This window comes from Nocardia coffeae (assembly GCF_019890715.1).
Classification (GTDB): Bacteria; Actinomycetota; Actinomycetes; order Mycobacteriales; family Mycobacteriaceae; genus Nocardia; species Nocardia jiangxiensis.
In genome coordinates this window covers 153,977-176,490 of the sequence record NZ_JAINZY010000003.1, presented here as the reverse complement: position 1 = coordinate 176,490, position 22,514 = coordinate 153,977, and the positions used below count along the sequence as shown (strand labels likewise).

Sequence of the window (22,514 nt, the reverse complement as noted above, 5' to 3'; positions counted from 1 at the left end):
GTTCACTCACCGACGGCGACGTATCGGTAGTCCTCGTCATAGCTGTCGGCATCGTCGACGTCCACATCCACCTCGACGCCTGCGGGTTCGAGCAGCGCACGCACAGCACTGCGCATCGACTCGGACATGAAGTTGTAGTGCATGTCCAGCGAGGTCAGATGGGTCAGCGACTGGCCGGTGAGCAGGGCCCCGGCTCCCTCGTCGGTGAGTACGCCCATCGAGACGTCCAGGCCCTCGAGCTGCGCGACCACCGGCGCGGTGGCCAGTGCCACGCAGATCCGATCCTGAATCTCGCTGTTGCGCAGGGCCAGATCGCGCAGGCTCGGCAGCTTGGCGCCGGCCAGGATCGAGGCCAGATCGGACACCTCGCAGTCGCCGCCGTAGTCCTCGGTGCCCAGCCAGAGATCCAGATGGGTGAGGGCCGGCAGATCACATCCCGCGATGCCGCGCACCACCTCGCCGGACAGACCACCGGACTGCACGGTCAACTGCGCCAGCCGTTCGTGCCGCACCGAAGCGAACGCCAACTGCTGGCCACCGCGCACCCCGAACTCCTCCAATTCGGGAAACGCCACCAGGATCGGACTCACCTGACTCTGGATGATCCAGGAGATCTCGGCTTCCTCCATGGTGATGTCGCCCAGGAAGATCGCGCGCAACTCCGGCAACCGATCCCGCGCGGCGACCAGAGCCTCGACCGCCACCGCGGAACTGTTCTCCCATTGGGCTCCCCAACTGCCCACGATCAGCGCACGCACCCCCTCGGCGGCCACGGTGTCCAGGAGCCGGGTGAAGCGATCCACCCAGGTTTCCTCGTCCTCGTCGTAATCCACGCGCACCCGCCACGCGACCGAGCCGGGAGCGGGAAGCTCGGGTAGCGCCTCGCCCGCATCCGGAACTTCCGGGAAGTCGTGCACGGGCAGGCCGTAGAACTCCTCCAGATGGTCGTGGATGGTCGTCATAGCTGCTCGCCCCTTCTGACTCGAATACCGGTGTCGGCAGGTGAGTTCCGGCATCGACAGATGAGTTATAGCCGCACCCACCGACAATCATCGAGTCGAACGGACGACGTCCCGATCAGGCCATCGGCGTGCGAGGCCGTGCCCGAATACGCCGCAGCCCCGGCACACATCGTGCGCCGGGGCTGCGGGAAACGATCTGCTCAGTGATCCAGTTCGCGCGCGACGCCGCGGACCACCTCGGCGATGCGCTGGGCGGTCTTGCGGTCCGGATACTTGCCCTTGCGCAGATCCGGCTGCACCTTCGCCTCCAGCAGGGTGATCATGTCCTCGATCATCCCGTGCAGGTCGTCCGGTCCCTTGCGCGGCTGCTGCGGCGCGGATTCCTTGTGCCCCTGGCCTTGTCCGCCGCGCACCGAGGGCGGCGGCTCGAGCAGTTTGAGGCTCAGCGCCTGCGGGCCGCGTCGACCCGCAGCCATTCCGAACTCAACCCGTTGCCCGGGTTTCAACCCCTCGACACCCTTGGGCAACGCAGACGACCGAACATAGACGTCCTCCCCCTCATCCTGGGAAAGGAAGCCAAAGCCCTTTTCGACGTCGTACCACTTCACCTTGCCGGTCGGCACTGCGCTCACCCGTTCATCTTCGAATGTCCGGACGGCCCGGACACGGTCACCGGCGCCGGAGGTGTATCCGGCACCCTTGCATTCGCGAAAAGAACGCGCCCCACACAGCTATGCAGGACGCGATTTTCGTCGAGTCTACCCCGGTGACTATTCCCGAAGCACATCAGTTTTACGGTGCAGCCATGCCGGATTCCTCTTCTGACCGTTCGCCGCGCCGCGCGGCGGATCGGCTGCTGCCCCTCGCCGTGGGCCTGTTCGCGATCGGATTGGTGGCGATCCTCGCCATATTCCTCATCCCGGTGTTCTCCGACGCCCATCCGGGATTGTGGCTGTATCTCGTCGCGATGGTGGCGACTCCGGGCGGACTTCTGTTGGCGATCGTGTTCGCGTTGTGGTCCGGCCGCCGGGCGCGCTGAGATCCGTTCGACGAATCCGTTCAGCCGACCTCAGGTATGCCCTGTTCGCCGCCCGTCTACACATGTGATCTTAATCACATAACGGGGAGGTCACGGAGCGGTCACGGACCGTACTTGCATACGTGACAACGCACTCACCTGCACAGAAGCCTGACGGAAGTTGTTGGGCGCGAGCGCGACCCGCCCGCACACGCCGGTTACCAAATAGTGATTTTTCGCGGAGATCGTCGTACCGTCTATCCGTGTCGGGAGCAGTCCCGACACCACCGGCCCGCCGCACCGAACCTCGCCCCGCGGGTACCGGACCCCAAGGAGACAGGGGCGAGGGCGGGGAACCCACGTTCCCTACAGGCAGGGAAGCGGAACCGGCCGGAAGCGACCGATTCCTTGGGGTGAAGCCCCGGCGCACCAACCCGGTGTGCCAGGGCCGGACGGCCTCTCAGTCCGAACCCGACAGCTCACCTCGCAGGCGCGTACGAGAGGAAGACACCCGATATGAGTGGACGCCATCGCAAACCGACCAACACCGGCCGTACCGTCGCCAAGGTCGCCGTGACGAGCGCGATGATGGGCGGTGCGGGAGTTGCCCTCGCCGGTCACGCCGCTGCGGCTCCCGACGGCGACTGGGACAAGCTCGCGCAGTGTGAGTCCGGAGGCAACTGGGGCATCAACACCGGCAACGGATTCCACGGCGGTCTGCAGTTCACCCCGAGCACCTGGGCTTCGTACGGCGGCACGCAGTACGCCTCGAGCCCCGAGCACGCCAGCAAGGACCAGCAGATCGCGGTCGCCGAGAAGGTTCTCGCGACGCAGGGCTGGGGCGCCTGGCCCTCCTGCTCCTCGCACCTCGGCCTGCACAGCTCGCCGACGCAGCGCTCCGCTCCGGCCTCCAGCGCCACCACCGAGCAGGCTGCTATGCATTCGCAGTCCGCCCCGCGCGTCCAGACCCAGCCGGAACTCGCGACTCATTCGCAGGCCCCCGTGCAGCAGCAGCCGCAGGCCGCGCCGGATGGCAACCAGCAGGTCTTCCAGACCGTCGACAAGGGCATCACCATGGCCCAGCAGCACGGCATTCAGCTGCCGCAGCAGGCCATGGACGCCTACAACGTCGCCAAGGCCAGTGGTGTCAAGCTCGACCCGAGCGTGGTCAACTTCTTCGAGGCGAACAAGAGCTTCCTGCCCAACTGATTCGGGCTCAACTGATTCGGTCTGCCTGAGGCACGTTTCAGCTTTTTATCGGGACATAAGAGAAGGCCCCACATCCGAAAGGATGTGGGGCCTTCTCTGCTGTGCGGTCAGCGGTTGATCACTGTGCGCGGGTGCACATAGGGAATCTCTTCCGCCGGCACCGGGAACTCGGTGTCTTCGCCGAACGGCGAGAGGCCACCGGAGCGGGCCGACGAGAGTTCGGTGACCGCATGGTCACCATTGGCGAGCTGGGGCCAGCCGTTGTCGACGTAGGGTTTCTTCGATTTGTTCACCACGGCATCATTCTGGCACGCCCGCCCCGATCAGTACACGCATAGGTACTCGGCGAGGATGACAGGTCCCCCGGCGCCCACCCGCGTGTCGCCGTACGCTGGACAGGATGACCACGACCGACCGCACGCCCCGGACCGGGGACGACCGTCCCACGGGAGCCCCTCCCGCCGCCCGAGGCTCGGCCGGTGCCGGGATGTTGGCCGACTGGTTGTCCGCCCGCGGTGACGAGGATCTGGTGACCCTGCTGGAGCTGCGCCCGGATCTGGCCGTACCGCTGCCCGCATCGATGGCGGTCCTGGCGGCCCGTGCCGAACAGCGCGCGTCGGTGCTGCGGGCCTGTGATGACCTCGACACCCTCGATTTCGCCATCATCGAGACCCTCGCCGTGCACGGCGCGGCCTTTCCCGGCCGCACAGCCGCCCCGCTGCCGCGCAAACAGCTGCACAAACTTCTCAGTGATCGGGTGCCCGCCAAGACCGTCGACATGTCCACGACCAGGCTCACCGCTCGCGCTCTGGTCTGGGGCACAAAGGAACTGCATCTGGTCGCTGCCGCGAAGGATGCGCTGCCCTGGCAACTGGGCAGCACCACCGAACTCCCGGACGCGCTGACCGAATCGGAGATCACCGAGGCGCTGACCGAGATCGGTCCCGCCGAACGCGCCCTGTTGGACAAACTCGCCGCGACCGGTCCGCGCGGACGCACCCGCGACGCGGCCCCCGGCACGGCGCCGGACCGCCCGATTCAGCGTCTGCTCGCACACCGCCTGCTGAACTGGGTCGACGCGGAGACCGTCGAACTGCCACCCGCGGTCGGGCAGGTGCTGCGCCGCGAACCGGTGACCGATCCGCACGCGCTCATACCACCGCATCCCACACCGGTCAAACACACCGCGGCCGATGTCAATGCCGCGGCCGCGGGCGAGGTGGGTGAACTGCTGCGGCACTGCGGGGACATTCTCGAGGTGCTGGGCACCGCACCCGCGCCCGCGCTGCGCTCGGGCGGACTGGGCGTGCGCGAATTGCGCCGCATCGCCAAACAGACCGGGGTGGACGAAACCCGCGTCGGCCTGCTCGCCGAGGTCCTCGCGGCAGCGCGCCTACTGGACAAGGGAATTCCCGAACCGGCCCCGCCGGACGATTCACTGGACGATTCTTGGGCGCCGACGACCACCACCGACGGCTGGCGCGAACATTCCCCGGCCCGGCGCTGGGTGACGCTCGCGCACGCGTGGCTGGAATTGGATCGCTTCCCCTGGATGATCGGGCTGCGCGACGCCAATGACAAACCGCTGGCGGCATTGTCGATGGAATTGCGCAATATGCACGCTGTCCGGGACCGCCACGCGATTCTGAGCCTGCTGGCCGAATTCCCGACCGGCTCCGCGGTGTCCGCCGCCGATCTGGCCCGGGTGCTGGCCTGGCGGCAACCGCGTCTGCGCAGGCACTTTCACACCGAGGCGGTGGACCGCACACTCACCGAGGCCGCGACGCTGGGCCTGGTCGGACGTGGTGCGCTGACCTCCGCGGGACGCGCGCTGCTGCACGGCCCCGTCGCGCCCGGCGACCCGGCCGTCCCCGAGGAGGCGCTGCGCAACGCCGAGTCCGAAATGGATTCCGCGCTACCGGATCCGGTCGATCACGTGCTGGTGCAGGCGGATCTGACGGTGATCGCGCCCGGACCGCTGGTCCCGGATCTGCAGGGCCGGATCGCACTGGTCGCCGATATCGAATCGGCCGGTGCGGCAACCGTTTACCGGATCGGCGAGACGTCGGTGCGACGTGCCCTGGACGCCGGGCTGACCGCGGCCGAACTGCATCAGCTGTTCACCACGCACTCGCGCACCCCGGTTCCGCAGTCGCTGACCTATCTGATCGATGACGTGGCCCGCCGGCACGGGCGGCTGCGAGCCGGTATCGCGCAATCATTCGTCCGCAGTGAGGATCCCGCGCTACTGGCCGAGGTGCTCGCCGCACCGGTCGCCGAGCAGTTGGCGCTGCGGGCGGTCGCGCCGACGGTGGCGATCTCGCAGGCCACGCTCGCCGAGGTGCTCGAGGAACTGCGTGCGGCGGGGTTCAGCCCGGCGGGTGAGGATTCCTCGGGCGCGATCGTCGATCTGCGTCCGCACGGTATGCGGATCCCCGCTCGCCCCAACACCCGCAACGCCTGGCGCCCCAGCCTGCCCAGCACCGAACAGCTCGGGCAGCTGGTGGCCGAACTGCGCGCCGGAGAGCGTGCGGCACAGGCGAAATCGGGTCAGGCGGTGCGTTCGGACGGCTCCCGCACCAGCACCGCGGCCACCATGGCACTACTCCAGTTGGCCGTGCGCGTGCGACGACCGGTGCACATCGGATATGTCGATGCCCAAGGTGTCGCCACTCAACGCATCGTCGAACCGCTACAGGTTTCCGGCGGCCAGCTGAACGCCCTGGACCCGGTGACCGGCGCGGTACGAAATTTCACGCTGCACCGGATCGCATCCGTGGCACTGGTGGATCAGTAGACGCCGAGACGGCCGGCGGACTCAGTAATCGGTCGGGTACTGATGGGACAGGCCATAGATGCCGAGCATCAGGTATCCGAGGGAGCGGCCCAGAGTGTTGCTGAGCAGCATGAGTCCCATGATATTCAATTTGTTCGGCCTTCCCTCGAAACGATCTGCGCAGAGATTGTATGCACAATTGTTAACGGTGTCGCACCGTTACCCCTCACAGCAGACTGTTCGGTCGATACACACTTGCCATCATTGTCGTCCGGCGCGGAGTGTGCGTTACTCGAGCCAGCGGGCGTCGAACACGACTGCCCGGCAACCGAACTCGACGGTCACGGTCGGCTCAGGTGTGCAGCGACCCCGGATAGAGGTACTGGTCGGCAGGACGAGTGGCGCCATCGAGCCAGGCCGAGAAGAAGCCGGACAAGTCGACCGGCGTTCGGGACTGCATGTAGGTGCGGAATTCGGGCATCGAGGCGTTTCCGTAGGCGTGTGAGCGCACGAACTGAGCGACCGACGGGAAGAAGACTCCGTCGCCGATCAGCCGGCGCAGCGCGTGCAGGAACAGCGGTCCGCGGTAGTAGACGGAGGTGAATTCCTTTCCGGCGCCGGGATTCTGCAGCGGGATCTGCCAGAAGTCGGCCCGGTTGCGGTATTTGGTGAGGGTGCTGCGGTACTGCGCGTCGACGTCCTTGCCCTGCTTGCGTTCCGGCCACAGATAGTCGGCGGTGTAGCTGGCGAAACATTCGTTCAGGCAGACGTCGGACCAGTTCTTCACCGACATCGAATCGCCCCACCACTGGTGGGTGTTCTCGTGGACGACCGTGTTCAGCTCGGCCCACGGGGCGTAGACCGGCCGGGTCTGGGTCTCCAGCGAGATACGCAGATCGGTGTCGACGTAGATGCCGCCGCCGCTCTCGAACGGGTATGGGCCGTACAGGGATTCGAGGAATTCCAGCACCTCCGGCAGCCGCCGCTCGATATCCTTGCGCGGCGCCGACCGCGGAGCGAAAGCACTGATCAGCGGGGTACCGGCGGCGGTGCGCTGATGCAGGAAATCGAGATGATCGATCGCGACGGTGGTCAGATACCCCAGCACCGGATGTTGCGTCGCCCATTCCGCGGTCCGCTGCGATCCGTGCACGTCGTCGCGCACGCGCAGCCCGTTCGAGATGACCTGCCACTCCTGCGGCACCGTCACGGTCAGATCGAAGGTGGCCTTGTCCAGCGGGGTGTCGTTGAGCGGGTACCAGGTCGCCGCCGAATGCGGCTCCCCCGCGGCGAATGCCCCGCCGCTGGGTGAGATGGTCCAGCCGTGCTCGGGACTGTTCGCCTCGATGCCGGAGTATCGGACGGTCACCGTGAACGGGAATCCGGGCAGAATCGGCAGGGCCGGTGTGATGTTCAGTTTGTGACCGCCGGTGCGCGTGAATCCGGCGGGCAGATTGTTCACCGAAACCTGTTGCACGTCAGGACCGTTGAAGTCCAGCGCGAACGTGCGCAGCAGCTGGGAGGCGGTTGCGCTGAGCTGCGCGGTGCCGGTCAGGTGATGCGTCGGCGGATCGTAATCGATGGCGACGGCGTAGTGGTCGACGTGATAGCCGCCGTTGCCGTCGTCGGGATAGTAGGCATCACCGCGCCACGGCGTCCCGAACAGCGGATCGGCAGGCGTTCGCGCCTGCGCGGGCATCGACAACCCGGCCGCCAGCAACACACCGACCAGGACTGCGCACATCCGTTTGTGCGATGTCATGCGGACTTCTCCACCCCTTCTCGGCACGCGGTTCCGGCGACGGTCGATGCTAACCCACTCGAAAGCCCAGGCCGGGGCGGCGCACCAGGCCGATCGACGGCGACTAACCGCCCGTGCCCGAGACGGCCACACTCGCCCCCAGGCCCATGATCATCACGCCACCGGCACCGCCGACAGCCTCCAGACGCCGCGGCGAGCGTGCGAACCAATCGCGGGCGGTACCGGCCAGCAGTGCCCAGGCGCTGTCGGAGATCAAGGCGATGAAGATGAATATCCAGCCCAGAACCAGCATCTGCAACGGCACCGAACCGTGCGCGCGATCCACGAACTGCGGCAGCATCGCGGAGAAGAAGATGATCGCCTTCGGATTGGTCACACCGACGACGAACCCCTGCCGCAACACCCGCCGATGCGCCGCCGGTTGTGCGGAGGTCGAGGCGGCCAGCGCCGTACGGAGCGATCGCCGCTGCCGAATCGCCTGCGCGCCGATATAGATCAGATACAGCCCGCCGCCGATCTTGACGATCGTCAACGCCACCGCCGAGGCCGCGACCAGCGTGCCGAGCCCGGCCGCGACCAATGCCAGCATGGCCTGCACGCCGAGGGCATGTCCCAGCACCGAAACCAGAGCGGCCCGTTTGCCGTCGGTCAGCGCGCGACCGATGGTGAACAGAACGCCCGGACCCGGAATCACGATGATGATCGTTCCGGCCACGATGAATGCGAGCAGATTTGCGGCGGGCACCATCCTTCGATCATACGAAGGCGCGCAAGGACTTTTGGGCTATCCGCGCAGTTCCTCGGGCAGCTGGTGCGGATCGAGCACGAGGCGTCCGAAATCGGCGGTGCGCACCCGCTCGGCCAGGGATCGGTTGTCGGCCAGCAGTTTCCACTCGGCTTCGGGAATGGCGGCGCGGGCACGGGCGATCACCTCCGGATCGCGGGTGCCCCAGGCGATCGGCATCGCGCCGACCGACTGCCGCAACCCGCCCACCGACAGCGGCGCCCGATCGGCCCGCACGGTCACCGAGGGAATCTGCTCACCGGGCCAGGAACGATGTCCGGGCAGCGACCGCACGGTGCGGGTGATCAGCGCATAACGCGGCGGCGCACCGGATTTGGCCACGTTGACCAGGGCCAGCAGCAGCGCACCGCGTGGATGCCGATCCGAGACGATCGCCGGAACGAGTTCACCCTCGGCGTACAACTTCTCGATCCGCGCGCGATGCGGCGACCACAGCGCCACGAACAGCGAGGTCACGGTGCCCAGCGCGAAGGCGACGGCCAGCAGGAACGAATACGGGTGGTTCAGCCAGATCAGCCCGGCGGTGCCGAGGCCGAGCACGACGGTGGCGGTGAACGCCAGGATTCGGAGTCGCCGGGTGTCCGCGACGACCTCGTTGACCGCCCGCGCATGCTCACGATCGACCACGAACTCGAAGGAGGCTGTGATTTTGGCCTCCGCTTCGCTCCGGCGGGTCGGGGCCCCCGAAGGGCCGATTCTTCCCTCCTCCGCTCCTCCGCTTCGCTCCCCCGCTCCGTCAGTCCAGAATCGACCCGGGCCCCGACCTTCGGAGTTGGCGTTACCTGGAGTGGACGGACCTGGGTTGGCCTCGGAGTTGGCGTTACCTGGGGTGAACGAACCTGGACTGTCCCCCGGGGCGGCGTTACCTGGGGTGAACGAACCTGGGCCGTTCCCCGGGGCGGTGTTACCCGGGGCGAACGAACCTGGGCCGTCCCCCGGGGCAGCGTTACCCGAGGCGAACGAACCTGGACTGTCCCCCGGGGCAGCGTTACCCGGGGCGAACGGGCCTTGGCTGTCCTCGGGGTTGGCGTTATCCAGGGTGGGTGAACCGGGTGGCCGCTGGTTGGTGTCCGGGCGGTCCGGATCGAGCGGGCGTTCAGCCATAGCCAGGTCCTCCGTCCGGTTGTAGCGGTGCCTAGCCGATCGTGGGGCCCAGCAGGTCGTCGGCGTCGGTGATCCGGTAGGCGTAGCCCTGTTCGGCCAGGAAGCGCTGTCTGTGCGCAGCATATTCTGCGTCCAGCGTGTCGCGGGACACCACCGAATAGAAGTGCGCCTGTCCGCCGTCGTGTTTCGGGCGCAGCAATCGGCCCAACCGCTGGGCCTCCTCCTGACGAGATCCGAAGGTGCCCGAAACCTGTACTGCCACCGACGCTTCGGGCAGATCGATGGAGAAGTTGGCCACCTTGCTCACCACCAGCACCGGAATCTCACCGTTGCGGAACGCGTCGAACAGCGCCTCGCGTTCCTTGGTGCGGGTCGAGCCCTGGATCACCGGGGCGTTCAGATGTTCGCCCAGCTCGTCCAGCTGATCCAGATAGGCGCCGATGACCAGGCTCGGCGATTCCTTGTGCCGCGCGAGAATCGACTCCACCACAGGGAGTTTGGTGCGTGCGGTGGAGCACAGTTTGTAGCGCTCCTCCGGTTCGGCGGTCGCATACGCCATGCGTTCGGCATCGGTGAGCGTCACCCGCACCTCGACGCAGTCCGCCGGCGCGATCCAGCCCTGCGCCTCGATATCCTTCCACGGCGCGTCGTACCGCTTCGGGCCGATCAGCGAGAACACGTCGCCCTCGCGGCCGTCCTCGCGGACCAGGGTCGCGGTCAGGCCCAGACGACGGCGCGACTGCAGATCGGCCGTCATCCGGAAGACCGGCGCGGGCAACAGGTGCACCTCGTCGTAGATCACCAGGCCCCAGTCCCGGCTGTCGAACAGTTCCAGATGCCGGTACTCGCCTTTGGTCTTGCGGGTGATGACCTGGTACGTCGCGATGGTGACGGGGCGGATCTCCTTGCGCTCGCCGGAGTATTCGCCGATCTCGTCCTCGGTGAGCGAGGTGCGCGCCAGCAACTCCCGCCGCCACTGCCGCCCCGCGACCGTATTGGTCACCAGGATCAGCGTGGTGGCCTGGGCCTTGGCCATCGCGGCCGCGCCGACCATGGTCTTACCGGCGCCGCACGGCAGCACCACCACACCCGAGCCACCGGCCCAGAACGAATCCGCGGCCAGCTCCTGATAATCGCGCAGGTGCCATTCCTTGGTGCGGAAGTCCAGGTCGATCGCGTGCGCCTCGCCGTCGACGTACCCGGCCAGATCCTCGGCGGGCCAGCCCACCTTGAGCAGCATCTGCTTGATCCGGCCGCGCTCGGACGGGTGCACCTGCACCGTGTCGTCATCGATGCGCGCGCCCAGCATGGGCTGGATCTTCTTGTGCCGCAACACCTCTTCCAGCACCGCGCGATCGAGGCTGATCAGCACCAGCCCGTGCGCGGGATGTTTCATCAGCTGCAGCCGCCCGTACCGCGCCATGGTGTCCACGACATCGACCAGCAGCGGCTGCGGCACCGCGTAGCGGGAGTACTTGACCAGCGCGTCGACGACCTGCTCGGCATCGTGCCCGGCCGCGCGCGCGTTCCACAGCGCCAGCGGGGTGACCCGATAGGTGTGCACATGTTCGGGCGCACGCTCGAGTTCGGCGAAGGGCGCGATCGCCTGACGCGCGGCATCGGCCTGCTCGTGCTCGACTTCGAGCAAGAGGGTCTTGTCGCTCTGAACAATGAGTGGTCCGTCTGTCACGGCACCTCCTGCGGGTTCGCGGGCCGGAGTCCATTCTTGCCGATGGGACCGACACGGCCGCCGCCACCGGGGGTGAGCACGCAATGTACCTGGTCGGACGGTCGACACGCCGCGTTCGCGCGACATATCCGTCCGCGACTCGGCGGATACCCATCTGTCCGGGTTGAACACCGACCCGTCGGGCAATCTTCCCGGGCCGTCCCCCGGATGATCGGTCCCTGTGGCGTCGCTCACCCAGCAGCCCATGCAGCGCGCTCCCCCCGACGCCCCACCCGTCGCGCGCTACGTTTGGACCATGCACAACCCGCCGACCGTCGCCCGCCTGCGCCCGTTCGCCTCGACGATCTTCGCCGAGATGACCGAACTGGCCGTGCGGCACGGCGCGGTCAACCTCGGACAGGGGTTCCCGGATTCGGACGGCCCGGCAGCCATGCTCGAGGTGGCCGAGCGCGCCATCGCCGAGGGGTTCAACCAGTATCCGCCCGGTCGCGGGGTGCCGATCCTGCGCCAGGCGATCGCGCGGGATCGCGCCGAGCGGTACGGCACCCGATACGACCCGGACAGCGAGATCCTGGTGACGGTGGGCGCCACCGAGGCGATCAGCGCCGCGGTGCTCGGCCTGGTCGAGCCCGGCGAGGAGGTGGTGCTGATCGAGCCGTACTACGACTCCTACGCCGCGGCGGTCGCGTTGGCCGGAGCCACCCGGCGCACCGCACGGCTGGTGCCCGACGGCGACGGTTTCGCCCTCGACCTGGACAGCCTGCGCGCCGCGATCACCGCGAAAACCCGCCTGCTGCTGCTGAATTCGCCGCACAACCCGACCGGGACCGTGCTGGCCCGCGCGGATCTGCTCGCCATCGCCGAGCTGGCCCGCGAACACGATCTCATCGTGGTGACCGACGAGGTGTACGAACACCTCACCTTCGACGGGCACGAGCACATCAGCATCTCGACGCTGCCCGGCATGTTCGAACGGACCGTCGTGATATCCAGCGCGGCAAAGACTTTCAGTGTCACCGGCTGGAAGATCGGCTGGGCGTGCGCCCCCGCGCCGCTGCTGGACGGTGTCCTGGCGGCCAAACAGTTCCTCACCTTCGTCGGCGGCGGGCCGTTCCAGCCCGCGGTCGCGCACGCCCTGGAACACGAGATGCCCTGGGTGTCGACATTGCGGGACACCTTGTCGGACAAGCGAACCCGCCTGTCGAAGGCGCTGAGCGAGGCCGGATTCGGCGTGAAACGCAGTGACGGAACCTATTTCGTCTGCGCTGACATCACCCCGCTCAGCACCGCCGACGCGATGACCTTCTGCCGCGAACTACCCGAACGCCTCGGCGTAGCCGCCGTCCCCCTGTCGGTCTTCGCCGACGACACCGATTCCTGGAATCACCTGGTGCGCTTCACCTTCTGCAAGAAGGAGGAAACCATCACCGAGGGCATCCGGCGCCTCCACGCTGCGCCACATCACTAGCCCGCACCCCCCGCGACTTCGGCGGGGATGTCGGTCAGGACACAGGCGCCAGCGGTCGGGCGCGATCGGATGCGAGCAGCACGGCGATCGTGCCGAGCAGGGTTCCGGTGATCCAGCGTTGAATCCGCAGCCAGAGCGGGCGTTCGCCGAGGAATCCCGCGATGGCGCCCGCGCCCAGGACGATCAGGCCGTTCACGGTGAGCGCGACGACGATCTGGATACCGCCCAGGCACAGGCTCTGCAGCCAGATCCGTCCGTGCGCGGGCACCACGAACTGCGGGATCAGCGCCATGTACATGATCGCGATCTTCGGATTCAGCAGGTTGGTCAGCAGTCCCATCCCGAACAGCCGCCGAATCGAATCCGCCGGTAGCGCACTCGGTGCGAACGCCGATATCCCGCCGGGCCGCAACGTCTTCCACGCCAACCACCCGAGATACAGCGCACCCGCCAACTTCACCGCCACATACAGCTCCGGCACCACCGCGAACACCGTCGTGATGCCCGCGGCGGCAGCCGTCAGATAGACCAGGAACCCGACCGCGACCCCGCCCAGCGACACCAGCCCGGCCCGTCGCCCCTGCGACACCGTCCGCGACACCAGATACATCATGTTCGGCCCCGGCGTCAGCACCATCCCCAGCGCAGCCACCACAACCCCGACCACCGCAGTCATTCCGATCATGCCCCATACTGGCCCGCTCGACTCGCCACTGTCGCGGTCCAATCCGAACCCACTGGCCCCCGGTCGAATATCCGATTCGCGACGCCGGACCCAACTCCGACGCCACGAATCACCCACCTCCAGTTGTCTTCCGAGCCGCGCGGCTCGACACCCCCGCTACCCCTTCCGGTCTATGCCGATGCCGTCACCATGGAAGACATGCCCCACGTCTCCGGCACCACGAAGGAACTCCACGTTCCGGATGAAGTCGCACCCGGTCAGGTCATTCTGCTCAACGGCGTATCCAGTTCGGGCAAATCCAGCATCGCGCGGCAACTGCTGATCGATCTCGAGCGCCCCTTCTTCCACATGGGCGTCGACATGATCGGAGCGATGCGTTCACAAACGCGAACCCACGAGCTCGACGCGACCGCACTGACCGATGTCCTACGCCGAACTCGCGCTGGTTTTCACCGAGCGGTGGCCGCAATGGCCCTGGCAGGCAACGACATCGTGATGGACCACGTCCTGACCGAACCATGGCGCCTGCGCGACTGCCTGACCGTCTTCGACGGCATCGACGTCGTTTTCGTCGGCGTCCACTGCTCCCTCGACGAACTACAACGCCGCGAACGCGAGCGCGCCGATCGAACCCTCGGCACCGCGGCCGAACAGATCGAATCGGTCCACGCTCACGCAATCTACGACCTCGAAGTCGACACCAGCACCGACACCGCGGCGAGTTGCTCGAACCGGATCAAACAGTTCCTCGACCAAGGACCATCGCCTCGCGCATTCGATCAGCTTCGAGCCACGCCAGGCACGCCCAGCAGCCGCCACGCGACATAGTCATCGCCTCCGATTCGGGTCCGCCGCCGACGGCGCCCGCTACCCGGGTGGTCCGTCGAGGCTGTCAAGGCCGGAAGCGATGCGACTGATACCGATGGCGTTGTCCACGTCTATGGTGTGTAGAGCCTGGGCCGCGCCCACGATCCGATGGGCGGCTGTCGCCAGATCCGTAATCGTATCGTCGATTTCGGTTCGCATCGACTTCACGAATGCAGCCAGCTGAGGGCCGGTGGCGAATCCGGGGTTGCCACTGGAGGCGGGTTGGGCCGAGCCGAGCATCTCCCGCAACACCGTGTGTGCTTCACCTGCCACGGTGTCGATCGAGGCGCCAGCCGATGCCACCTCGTGCGGTGTGATGTTCGTTTCGTCGCTGCTCACACTGTCACCAGGTTTGCTTCGGGCGCACGATCGTGAGGTCCTGCCGCCCCTCGGCTGTTTCCACTGCGGGCATTCGGTCCTGCAGACTCAGATTCGATGCGTCCGGCGAGTGCTGGGTGTACAGCACTTCACCATCGGGAAGTACGGCGGTCACCACGGCGGCATGGTGGCTCGTCCCGTCGGGGGATCCGCCGGAGCCGTCGGCGTAGTTGAAGTACGCGATATCACCGGGCTTTGCTTGTGCGAGCGATACTCGGGAGCCGCCGTGATCGAGGAGGAACTTTCGTTGAGCGTCGGCGTTATACCAGGACTTGGTGTGCGTAACGCCGGCGCCGACAGAAGTATTCAGATCTCCGGCCGTTGATGTACCCCAGTTGTCGCTGTCGAGGGTGCCCCAGCTCCAGAAGTCCATCTTGTCTTTCAGCCCACCGCCGCGAAGGGCGTGCGAGGTGAAATTCGCGCAGTTGTTGTCGAACACATCGATATCGTCATTGTCGGCGTTGGCGAGGGCCCATTGCACCGCCTTCACCGAGTTGTATCCGCGGCCCTCGTCGGCGAGCTGCTTCTTGACGGATTCGGGAATGCCCGCCAAGTTGTACAGTTCCACCGGCAATGCCCGCATGAGATCACGTTGTTGTTGGGGGGTCAGTGCTCGCCACCACTGCTTGACCTGCGCCGGGTCCGACCCATCCGGCAGCTGGTCACGCAACTCCTGCAGCGCCTTGCTCACCGCGTCGCTCTGCCGAGCCTGCGCCTCCTCTTTACTGATGGCGTCCGGGTCGACGGTAACCTGCACGAGCGCATCCAGGCATGCCTGGTCCGCCAGTCCAGCGCCCTCCAAGGCGTTGGCGATCATCCTTTGCGTATTCATCAGATCAATGAGAAGCAGCGGGTCGCGGACGGCGCCCGCCGGGAAACCGACCCTGCCGCCGTCGTCCACAACGAGCCCCGCCCGGTCGGCGAAATCCACGGCAGCGTGAAGTTCACGCTGGGCGATCACGATCGCATCCTGCAGAGCACGGAGCGCAGTCACGGCGCCTCGGGTCAGAATGCTCACATTCACCACCCGGTGAGCGATCTTGACCAACGTCTCGCGAGCGATGCTGCCGGTGTGGTCGGCCCAGCTGCTCTCGAGCTCCTTGATCCCGTTGGCGTGGATGTTGCCCGCTGTGCGCTCGGCCTGCTCGGCCAACGCCAGCAGATCGTCTGCGGCATCGCGCCATAGCGCCGGCTTGGCATCACGCAACTGAGTAAAACTAACCACTGGGCAATGGAACGTCCTATTCGAGATAAGAGAACAGCGAGATGATGGCACGCACTTCATCGCGCGGTCACGCCCCATATTCCCGACAACGGGAAACGTTGTGGAGAGCATTGGATAACGAGTTGGCTCCCGGCAACAGATCCCAACCCGGCTGCGCGAGGCCACCGACGCGTTGGCCCCGAGCACCCGACGACACGTCAGCGTCGCGGGGAAGCGGCCTGCGCCAGGTGGTCCAATTGGGTTGCGGTGGTGTCCCAGTCGAGGCAGGCGTCGGTGATGGACTGCCCGTAGGTGAGGTCGGCGGCATGGCCGAGGGTCAGGTCCTGGCGGCCCGCGACCAGGAAGCTCTCCATCATCAGACCGACGACGCGGCGGTCGCCCGCGGCGAGGCGCTCGGCGATATCGGTGACGACGTCGACCTGGCGGTTGTGGTCCTTGTTGCTGTTGCCGTGGCTGGCGTCGACCACGACGCGCTGAGGCAGCTGCGCCTTCTCCAGTCGCAGGCAGGCTTCGGCGACGGAGGCGGCGTCGTAGTTGGTGCCGTTGCTGCCGCCGCGCAGGATGACGTGGCAGTCCGGATTTCCGCTGGTGCGGATCAGCGCGGAACGCCCGTCCAGGTCGGTCCCCGGGAAGACGTGGCTGGCTCCGGCCGCACGCACGCCGTCCACGGCCACCTGTACGCCACCGTCGGTGCCGTTCTTGATCCCGACCGGCATGGACAGCGCGCTCGACAGCTGCCGATGCACCTGACTCGCCGCGGTGCGCGCGCCGATCGCGCCGTAGGAGACCAGATCGGCGATGTACTGCGGGGTGATCGGATCGAGGAATTCGCAGGCCACCGGCAGCCCGAGCGCGGTGATGTCGACCAGCAGCCGACGGCCCAGTCCCAGACCGGTGTTGACGTCGAACGATCCGTCCAGGTGCGGATCGTTGATCAGGCCCTTCCAGCCGAGGGTGGTGCGCGGCTTCTCGAAGTACACCCGCATCACCACGTGCAGCCGGTCGGACAGTTCGGCGGCTTTGGCGGCCAGTCGCCGCGCGTAGTCCATCGCGGCCTCGGGATCGTGCACCGAACACGGTCCGACGATGACCATCAGGCGGTCGTCGTCGCCGTTCAGCACGTCCACGGTGGCCTTGCGGCCCGCCCGGACGACGTCGGCGAGGTCGTTATCGATGGGGTGCGCACGTCGCACGTCGGCGGGCGAGAGCAGCGGGCTCACGCTCAGAGTGCGACGGTTGTCCAGATCGGCAAGGGGATTCGCGGCGGCATCGGCTGCGGTGGTCATCGTGTGGGTTCCTGATCTCTAGGCCGGCCCACCGAGAGGAAATACCCGTCGAGCCGGTAGTCCGGCTCGGGGTGGATAGGTCAGCGCGGTTCACCGACCGGCCCACCCGGGGCCGGGGAGATAAACCAGAAATACACGCGCTGCACGTCGCCGACAGTAGCACAGTGAAATTGCACGGACAGTCGCCCCCGGCACGTCGGCAACGGGCACGGCGTCACGTTTCCGGTGCGTCGTGCATCACGCACCGGAAGCCGAGATGGCAGGTGGCGGTGTCCTCGGTCTGGCCCTGCCGGGCAGCGGGCCGATACCTGAGGCAGTAGTCGGCCGCGCACAAGAACGATCCGCCCTTGACAACGTGTCGCGAAAAGCGTTGCGGCGCTGTTGTTTCGGATGCACTCATCTGCGGGGCGCAACAAGCAGGCGGATGCTCGGGGTGGAAGTGGTCCACGGTCCACTCCCACACGTTGCCGGTCATGTCGTGCAGTCCGTACCCGTTGGGCGCATAGGTGCCGACCGCCGTGGTGCCCGGCCTGCGGGCCTGCCCCCGGCCGGGATGGAATTGCCACGGAAACGCGCCGACCCAGATATTGGCCATGCGTCGGCCGGTGGGTTCGAACTCGTCGCCCCAGACGTAGGTGGCGCCCGCCAATCCGCCGCGGGCCGCGTACTCCCATTCGGCCTCGGTCGGTAGCTGTTTCCCGGCCCAGGTCGCGTAGGCCGCCGCGTCCTCGTAGGCGACCTGGGTGACCGGGTGGCGGTCGAGCCCGTCGAGTGTGCTGCCGGGCCCGCGCGGATGCCGCCAGCACGCGCCGGGCACATACCGCCACCAGCGACGCCAATCATCCAGTGGCACCGGCCTTTCGGTGGGGCGGAACACCAGTGCACCCGGAACCAGGTCCTGCGGCCCCGCACCCGGGTAGTCCTCGGCCGCGGGCGTGCGTTCGGCGACCGTGAGGTATCCGGTCTGCCGCACGAAGCGCGCGAACGCGGTGTTGGTCACCGGATGCTGGTCGATCCAGAACGAATCGACCCGCACGTCGCGCACCGGCCGCTCCTCGGGGAAGAAGTCCTCCGATCCCATCGCGAAGCTGCCGCCGGATAGTCGGACCATGCCGCGGTGTGGCCGGACACGGGTCTCGGTAGCCACGGACTTGCGCCTCAATCGCGCGAGAATGCCGCGGCCGCAGCCATTTCCAGGTCCTGGTAGGGCTTGCCGCTCACATCCTCGATGACCTGGTGCATGGTTCCTCCGATGAACGGGAAGGGCGAGTGGTAGCGCACGGAAACGGACTGCCCGTTGTCGCGACCGACGCGGATTCCCTCCCCGACGCCGGAGAACACCACGGGCTGAGTTCGCATGTCGTCGAAGGTGCCGACCGGTTTCTCATCGATGTACAGGACGGCCTCACCGGTGGGGGTGAAGTTGTCGCCGCGGGTTCCGCGACGTTCGTACCGGATCCCGAGGATGTGGTCGCCCAGCGGCACCGTCCGATCGGAGACGATGGTCTGTTCTTCCTCGCCGAGGAAGTTGTACGTGTAGTACAGATGGCCGTCCTGGACGTACAGGGTGTGTCCGCCGAGTCGGCCGCCGTGGGCGAACAGCACCCCCTCGGCGTCCGCCTCGTCGATCGTCGTCTCTGCCAGCAGCGCGAACGAGCGTCCCCGGATCTCCAGCGCCGCACCGGGTCCCACCTCCGCGATGTCCGGATAGTAGACGGCGCTGTCCCGGCTCGCGGCGTACGTCGGGCGGTAGCGGGTCAGCGCGGAAATGATGTCGAGATCGTTGAGCGGCATCCCGTTGTATTTCGCGGCCTCCGAGAACCACAGCGCCTTCATCTCCTCGAGCTTCTCGGGATGAGCGTCGGCGAGGTCGTGCATCTGACTGCGGTCCTGCTCGATGTGGAACAGCTCCCAGCGGTCCTGGTCGAAATGTCCCCAGCCGGAAGGGCAGGCCGCGTGGATGGCGTCGGCGAACCACCCGCGATGCCAGATACCGCGCGTGCCCAGCATCGAATAGAACTGCGTGTGTTTGCCGACGTCCGCGTTCGCGTCGTCGAACAGCGCCCGGAAGTTGTTCCCTTCCAAGGGACGCTGGCGCACGTTCTTCACGATGTCCGGGGGTGTGATGCCGAGCAGGTCGTAGACGGTCGGGGTGATGTCGCAGACGTTGAGGTACTGATGGCGCAGCTCGCCGCGGGCCGCTACCCCGGCGGGCCAGGCCATCAGGCACGGGTCGGCGATGCCGCCCTCGTGCGAGGCGTATCGCTTGTACAGCTTGTACGGGGTGTTGAAGGCCATGGCCCACCCGATGCTGTAGTGGTTGTAGGTGGTCGGCGAACCCAGCTCGTCGAGCTTGGCCAGACTGTCCTCGATGGTGTCGAGGTAGCCGTTGAAGAACTTCATCTCGTTGACCGAACCGTTCGGACCGCCCTCACCGCTGGCGCCGTTGTCGGAGAAGGCGACGATGATGGTGTTGTCCAGCTGGCCGCTGTCCTCGAGGTAGTCCAGCAGCCGGCCGATCTGCGCGTCGGTGTAGGACAGGAATCCCGCGAAGACCTCCGCCTGCCGACTGAACAGGTGTTTCTCGTTCTCCGACAACGAATCCCACGATCGCACGGTGTCCTGCACCGGCCACGGCCGGCCGTCCGCGCTGGTGGCCGTCGCATACGGGTTCATGGGTGAGAGTTCGGTGTTCTCCGGCACCAGACCCATGCGCTTCTGGTTCTCCAGCACGATCTCGCGATACTTCTCGTAGCCCATGTCGAACCGGCCGCGATATTTGTCGGCCCATTCGCGCGGCACGTGGTGCGGCGCATGCCCGGCCCCCGGGCACAGGTAGGTGAACCACGGCTTGTCGGGGGCGATCACCTTGGCATCGCGGATGAATTCGATCGCCTTGTCGGCCAGATCCTTCGACAGGTGATAGCCGTCTTCCGGTGCGTACGGCTGCGAGATCGGGTGGTTGTCGTAGACCAGATTCGGATACCACTGGTCGGCCTCTCCACCCAGGAACCCGTAGAAGCGATCGAATCCGCGCGCCAGTGGCCAATGGCGTTTGGACGCGGCCAGATTCTCCTCCTCCAGAGGTGTCATATGCCACTTTCCGACCGCGTACGTATTCCACCCACGCTCCGCGAGAACCTCCGAGCACAGCGCGGTTTCGGCCGGGATACGACCGCACATGCTCGGGAACCCGTCGGTGAACTCCTCGATGGTCGCCATCCCGACCGACGTCGCATTTCTCCCGGTCAGCAGGGAGGCACGAGTCGGCGAGCACAGCGCGGTGGTGTGGAACTGCGTGAACTGCAGACCACTGTCGGCGATCCGTTTCATGGTCGGCATCTCGACCAGACCGCCGTAGCAGTCCCAGGTCCCGATCCCGATGTCGTCCCACACCAGATACAGGACGTTCGGCGCGTCCTGCGGCGCGGTGGGCTCCGCGAACGGTAGCCAGTCGGGCTCCGAATCGCGGATGTCGAGCGAAATCTTCCCCTCGAATTTCCTGGCCATCATCCACCTCCGGTTACGAGAACAGGGCGCAGCCATGCCCCTTCCGGGCATGGTTGTCCGGCTGTTCGCCGATCGGCACCTTCGGTATCAGTGAGCGTACGACGCGCATCACCGCATGTCACCAGGTTGATTTTCGGCCGGCGGGCGACGAACGCCGACGCCGGCGCCGCACCTCTCGCGCACTCCCGGCGCGGGACGGCGCAGGAGCCCGGCCGGGATCGGAAGATCCTGTGCCGGGCCACATTTCGCCGACTCTCAGCCGAACATGCCGGGCTCGTACCCGCCCGCGGGGGTCTGCGCGATGACGTTGAACCGGTTGTAGGCGTTGATCACCGCGATGACCGAGATCAGCGCACCGATCTGCTCGTCGTCGTAGTGCTTGCGCACCTGCTCCCAGACCTCGTCGCTGACGCCGGTCTGCGCGTCGGCGATCCGGGTGCCCTCCTCGGCCAGTGCCAGCGCGGCCCGCTCGGCCTCGGTGAACACGGTGGCCTCACGCCAGGCCGCGACCAGGTTGAGCCGCACCCAGCTCTCGCCGTCCGCGACCGCGTCCTTGGCATGCATATCGGTGCAGAAACCGCAGCCGTTGATCTGGCTGGCACGCAACTTCACCAATTCCTGGGTGCGCTTGGGCAGTGTGGACTGATCGAGCACCTGCCCGACGGCCCCCAGCCGCTTGATGACCTTCGCGGCGACCTCGAGTTCGAATGTGTTCAGGCGAGCTTCCATGACTGTGTCCTCACTCTCGCTGCTGCCACCCCATCGGCGGCGCTACACCAAGAAGACGTCGCAGCCCATCGCAGTGTGACAGCCCGAAAAGTGACCTGCCTCACCTGTCAGTCGAAGTGGTAGGTGACCTTGGTCAGCTGTTCGGACAGGTCCCACAGGCGGCGGGAGGTGACCTCGTCCTTGGAGGCGGCCGAGGAAGTGCTCGGGCCCGGGTGGCCGCGCAGACCGCCCAGGCGGTTCGGGCCGTAGTAGCCGCCGGGCTCGACGTCGGCGGTGGCCGCGTAGAGGCTGGGCAGCGCACCCATCTGCGCATTCTGCGCCAGGATGCGGTTGCCCAGCGGCATGATCACGCTGACCAGGGATTCGGTGTGGAACTGCAGATCGGTCGCGGCATATCCAGGATGAGCGGCGACGGAGATCTTCGACGAGCCGTGCGCGCTCAGGCGGCGCTGCAATTCGCGGGCGAACATCAGATTGGCCAGTTTGGCCTGCCCGTACGCCCGCCAGCGCTGGTACCGGCGGTGCTCCCAGTTCAGATCGGGCAGATCGATCTGCCCGATCAGATGCGCACCGCTGGACACGGTGACGATCCGGTCGGAGATCTTGTCCAGCAGCAGGCCGGTGAGCGCGAAATGACCGAGATGGTTTGTGCCGAGCTGCATTTCGAAGCCCTGCGCGGTGCGCCGCAACGGCAGCGCCATCACTCCGGCGTTGTTGATCAGCACGTCGGCGGGGCCGACGGATTCGGCGAATTCGCGCACCGAATCCAGATCGGCCAGATCCAGCCGACGTACCTGCGCCCGGTCACCGATGGTGTCCGCGATTCCCCGCGCCTTCACCTCGTCGCGACAGGCCATGATCACTCGCGCGCCCGCACCGGCCAGAGCTCGCGCGGTGACCGCACCCAGCCCGCTGTTGGCGCCGGTGACGATGAACGTCCGGCCGCTCTGATCGGGGATGTCGGCAATATCCCAATCACTCACGCTTCAAAGTCTAGAACCCCGCCCCCGGGCGCGTCCCGGCCCACGATCCCGCCGAAC

Annotated in this window: 20 protein-coding genes and 1 riboswitch; of the genes, 5 read left to right on the top strand and 15 right to left on the bottom strand. The window is 66.7% G+C overall.

The genetic code is table 11. From position 1 onward, the window contains the following. Positions 1-2 precede the first annotated feature (2 nt). Together K7711_RS14440 and K7711_RS14435 are read right to left on the bottom strand one after the other, a co-directional pair. Positions 3-962: an STM4015 family protein gene (locus K7711_RS14440; RefSeq protein WP_222969695.1), complete on the bottom strand. Its 960-nt coding sequence runs from the start codon at positions 960-962 to the stop codon at positions 3-5. A gap of 200 nt (positions 963-1,162) precedes the next feature. Continuing rightward, a complete protein-coding gene (locus tag K7711_RS14435; protein ID WP_174434998.1) occupies positions 1,163-1,585 on the bottom strand; it encodes a cold-shock protein in 423 nt (140 codons plus the stop codon). A gap of 110 nt (positions 1,586-1,695) precedes the next feature. On the opposite strand from K7711_RS14435, the gene K7711_RS14430 reads away from it, so the two are divergent. Continuing rightward, positions 1,696-2,001: a hypothetical protein gene (locus tag K7711_RS14430; RefSeq protein ID WP_235747184.1), complete on the top strand. Its 306-nt coding sequence runs from the start codon at positions 1,696-1,698 to the stop codon at positions 1,999-2,001. Positions 2,002-2,358: 357 nt separating this feature from the next. Then, positions 2,359-2,488, top strand: a riboswitch (cyclic di-AMP (ydaO/yuaA leader). Between the two features lie 8 nt (positions 2,489-2,496). Further along, positions 2,497-3,189: a transglycosylase family protein gene (locus K7711_RS14425; protein WP_222969693.1), complete on the top strand. Its 693-nt coding sequence runs from the start codon at positions 2,497-2,499 to the stop codon at positions 3,187-3,189. Positions 3,190-3,296: 107 nt separating this feature from the next. Here K7711_RS14425 and K7711_RS14420 read toward each other — a convergent pair whose 3' ends face one another. Continuing rightward, complete coding sequence (locus K7711_RS14420; protein ID WP_222969691.1) at positions 3,297-3,485, bottom strand: hypothetical protein; 189 nt, start codon at positions 3,483-3,485, stop codon at positions 3,297-3,299. Positions 3,486-3,589: 104 nt separating this feature from the next. Here K7711_RS14420 and K7711_RS14415 point away from each other — a divergent pair, with 104 nt between their 5' ends. Continuing rightward, positions 3,590-5,986: a helicase-associated domain-containing protein gene (locus tag K7711_RS14415; protein WP_222969689.1), complete on the top strand. Its 2,397-nt coding sequence runs from the start codon at positions 3,590-3,592 to the stop codon at positions 5,984-5,986. A 331-nt stretch (positions 5,987-6,317) separates the two neighbouring features. Here K7711_RS14415 and K7711_RS14410 read toward each other — a convergent pair whose 3' ends face one another. The 4 genes from K7711_RS14410 to K7711_RS14395 all read right to left on the bottom strand — a co-directional run bounded on the left by K7711_RS14410 (position 6,318) and on the right by K7711_RS14395 (position 11,326). Further along, positions 6,318-7,727, bottom strand: coding sequence for a M1 family metallopeptidase (locus K7711_RS14410; RefSeq protein WP_222969686.1), 1,410 nt, complete (start codon positions 7,725-7,727; stop codon positions 6,318-6,320). 103 nt (positions 7,728-7,830) lie between these two features. After that, positions 7,831-8,475, bottom strand: coding sequence for a LysE family translocator (locus K7711_RS14405; protein WP_222969684.1), 645 nt, complete (start codon positions 8,473-8,475; stop codon positions 7,831-7,833). A 36-nt stretch (positions 8,476-8,511) separates the two neighbouring features. Continuing rightward, positions 8,512-9,159 carry a DUF3239 domain-containing protein gene (locus tag K7711_RS14400; RefSeq protein ID WP_308014721.1) on the bottom strand — a complete coding sequence of 216 codons (648 nt, stop codon included), beginning with the start codon at positions 9,157-9,159 and terminating at the stop codon, positions 8,512-8,514. A 508-nt stretch (positions 9,160-9,667) separates the two neighbouring features. After that, positions 9,668-11,326, bottom strand: a complete 1,659-nt coding sequence (locus K7711_RS14395) for a DNA repair helicase XPB (protein ID WP_222969682.1) — start codon at positions 11,324-11,326, stop codon at positions 9,668-9,670. Between the two features lie 295 nt (positions 11,327-11,621). Here K7711_RS14395 and K7711_RS14390 point away from each other — a divergent pair, with 295 nt between their 5' ends. Then, positions 11,622-12,794, top strand: coding sequence for a pyridoxal phosphate-dependent aminotransferase (locus K7711_RS14390; protein ID WP_222970335.1), 1,173 nt, complete (start codon positions 11,622-11,624; stop codon positions 12,792-12,794). Between the two features lie 34 nt (positions 12,795-12,828). Here the strand turns inward: K7711_RS14390 and K7711_RS14385 are convergent, their stop codons facing one another. Beyond that, entirely contained in the window at positions 12,829-13,479 is a 651-nt protein-coding gene (locus tag K7711_RS14385) for a LysE family translocator (protein ID WP_222969680.1), read from the bottom strand. A gap of 198 nt (positions 13,480-13,677) precedes the next feature. Between K7711_RS14385 and K7711_RS14380 the strand changes: the two genes are divergently transcribed. After that, positions 13,678-14,307, top strand: coding sequence for a chloramphenicol phosphotransferase CPT family protein (locus K7711_RS14380; protein ID WP_222969678.1), 630 nt, complete (start codon positions 13,678-13,680; stop codon positions 14,305-14,307). Between the two features lie 39 nt (positions 14,308-14,346). On the opposite strand, the gene K7711_RS14375 is transcribed toward K7711_RS14380, so the two are convergent. From K7711_RS14375 to K7711_RS14345, 7 genes are all read right to left on the bottom strand, one after another. Then, positions 14,347-14,685 carry a type VII secretion target gene (locus K7711_RS14375; RefSeq protein ID WP_222969676.1) on the bottom strand — a complete coding sequence of 113 codons (339 nt, stop codon included), beginning with the start codon at positions 14,683-14,685 and terminating at the stop codon, positions 14,347-14,349. Positions 14,686-14,689: 4 nt separating this feature from the next. After that, positions 14,690-15,931, bottom strand: a complete 1,242-nt coding sequence (locus K7711_RS14370) for an amidase domain-containing protein (protein ID WP_222969674.1) — start codon at positions 15,929-15,931, stop codon at positions 14,690-14,692. Between the two features lie 215 nt (positions 15,932-16,146). After that, the gene (locus K7711_RS14365) at positions 16,147-17,235 is read right to left on the bottom strand and encodes a 3-deoxy-7-phosphoheptulonate synthase (protein WP_222969672.1); all 1,089 of its coding nucleotides are present in this window, start codon (positions 17,233-17,235) and stop codon (positions 16,147-16,149) included. A 214-nt stretch (positions 17,236-17,449) separates the two neighbouring features. Then, entirely contained in the window at positions 17,450-18,382 is a 933-nt protein-coding gene (locus tag K7711_RS14360) for a formylglycine-generating enzyme family protein (RefSeq protein WP_504740370.1), read from the bottom strand. 11 nt (positions 18,383-18,393) lie between these two features. Beyond that, complete coding sequence (locus K7711_RS14355) at positions 18,394-20,745, bottom strand: arylsulfatase (protein WP_222969670.1); 2,352 nt, start codon at positions 20,743-20,745, stop codon at positions 18,394-18,396. Positions 20,746-21,000: 255 nt separating this feature from the next. After that, the gene (locus K7711_RS14350; RefSeq protein WP_222969668.1) at positions 21,001-21,474 is read right to left on the bottom strand and encodes a carboxymuconolactone decarboxylase family protein; all 474 of its coding nucleotides are present in this window, start codon (positions 21,472-21,474) and stop codon (positions 21,001-21,003) included. 107 nt (positions 21,475-21,581) lie between these two features. Further along, positions 21,582-22,457, bottom strand: coding sequence for an oxidoreductase (locus K7711_RS14345; RefSeq protein WP_222969666.1), 876 nt, complete (start codon positions 22,455-22,457; stop codon positions 21,582-21,584). Positions 22,458-22,514 lie beyond the last annotated feature (57 nt).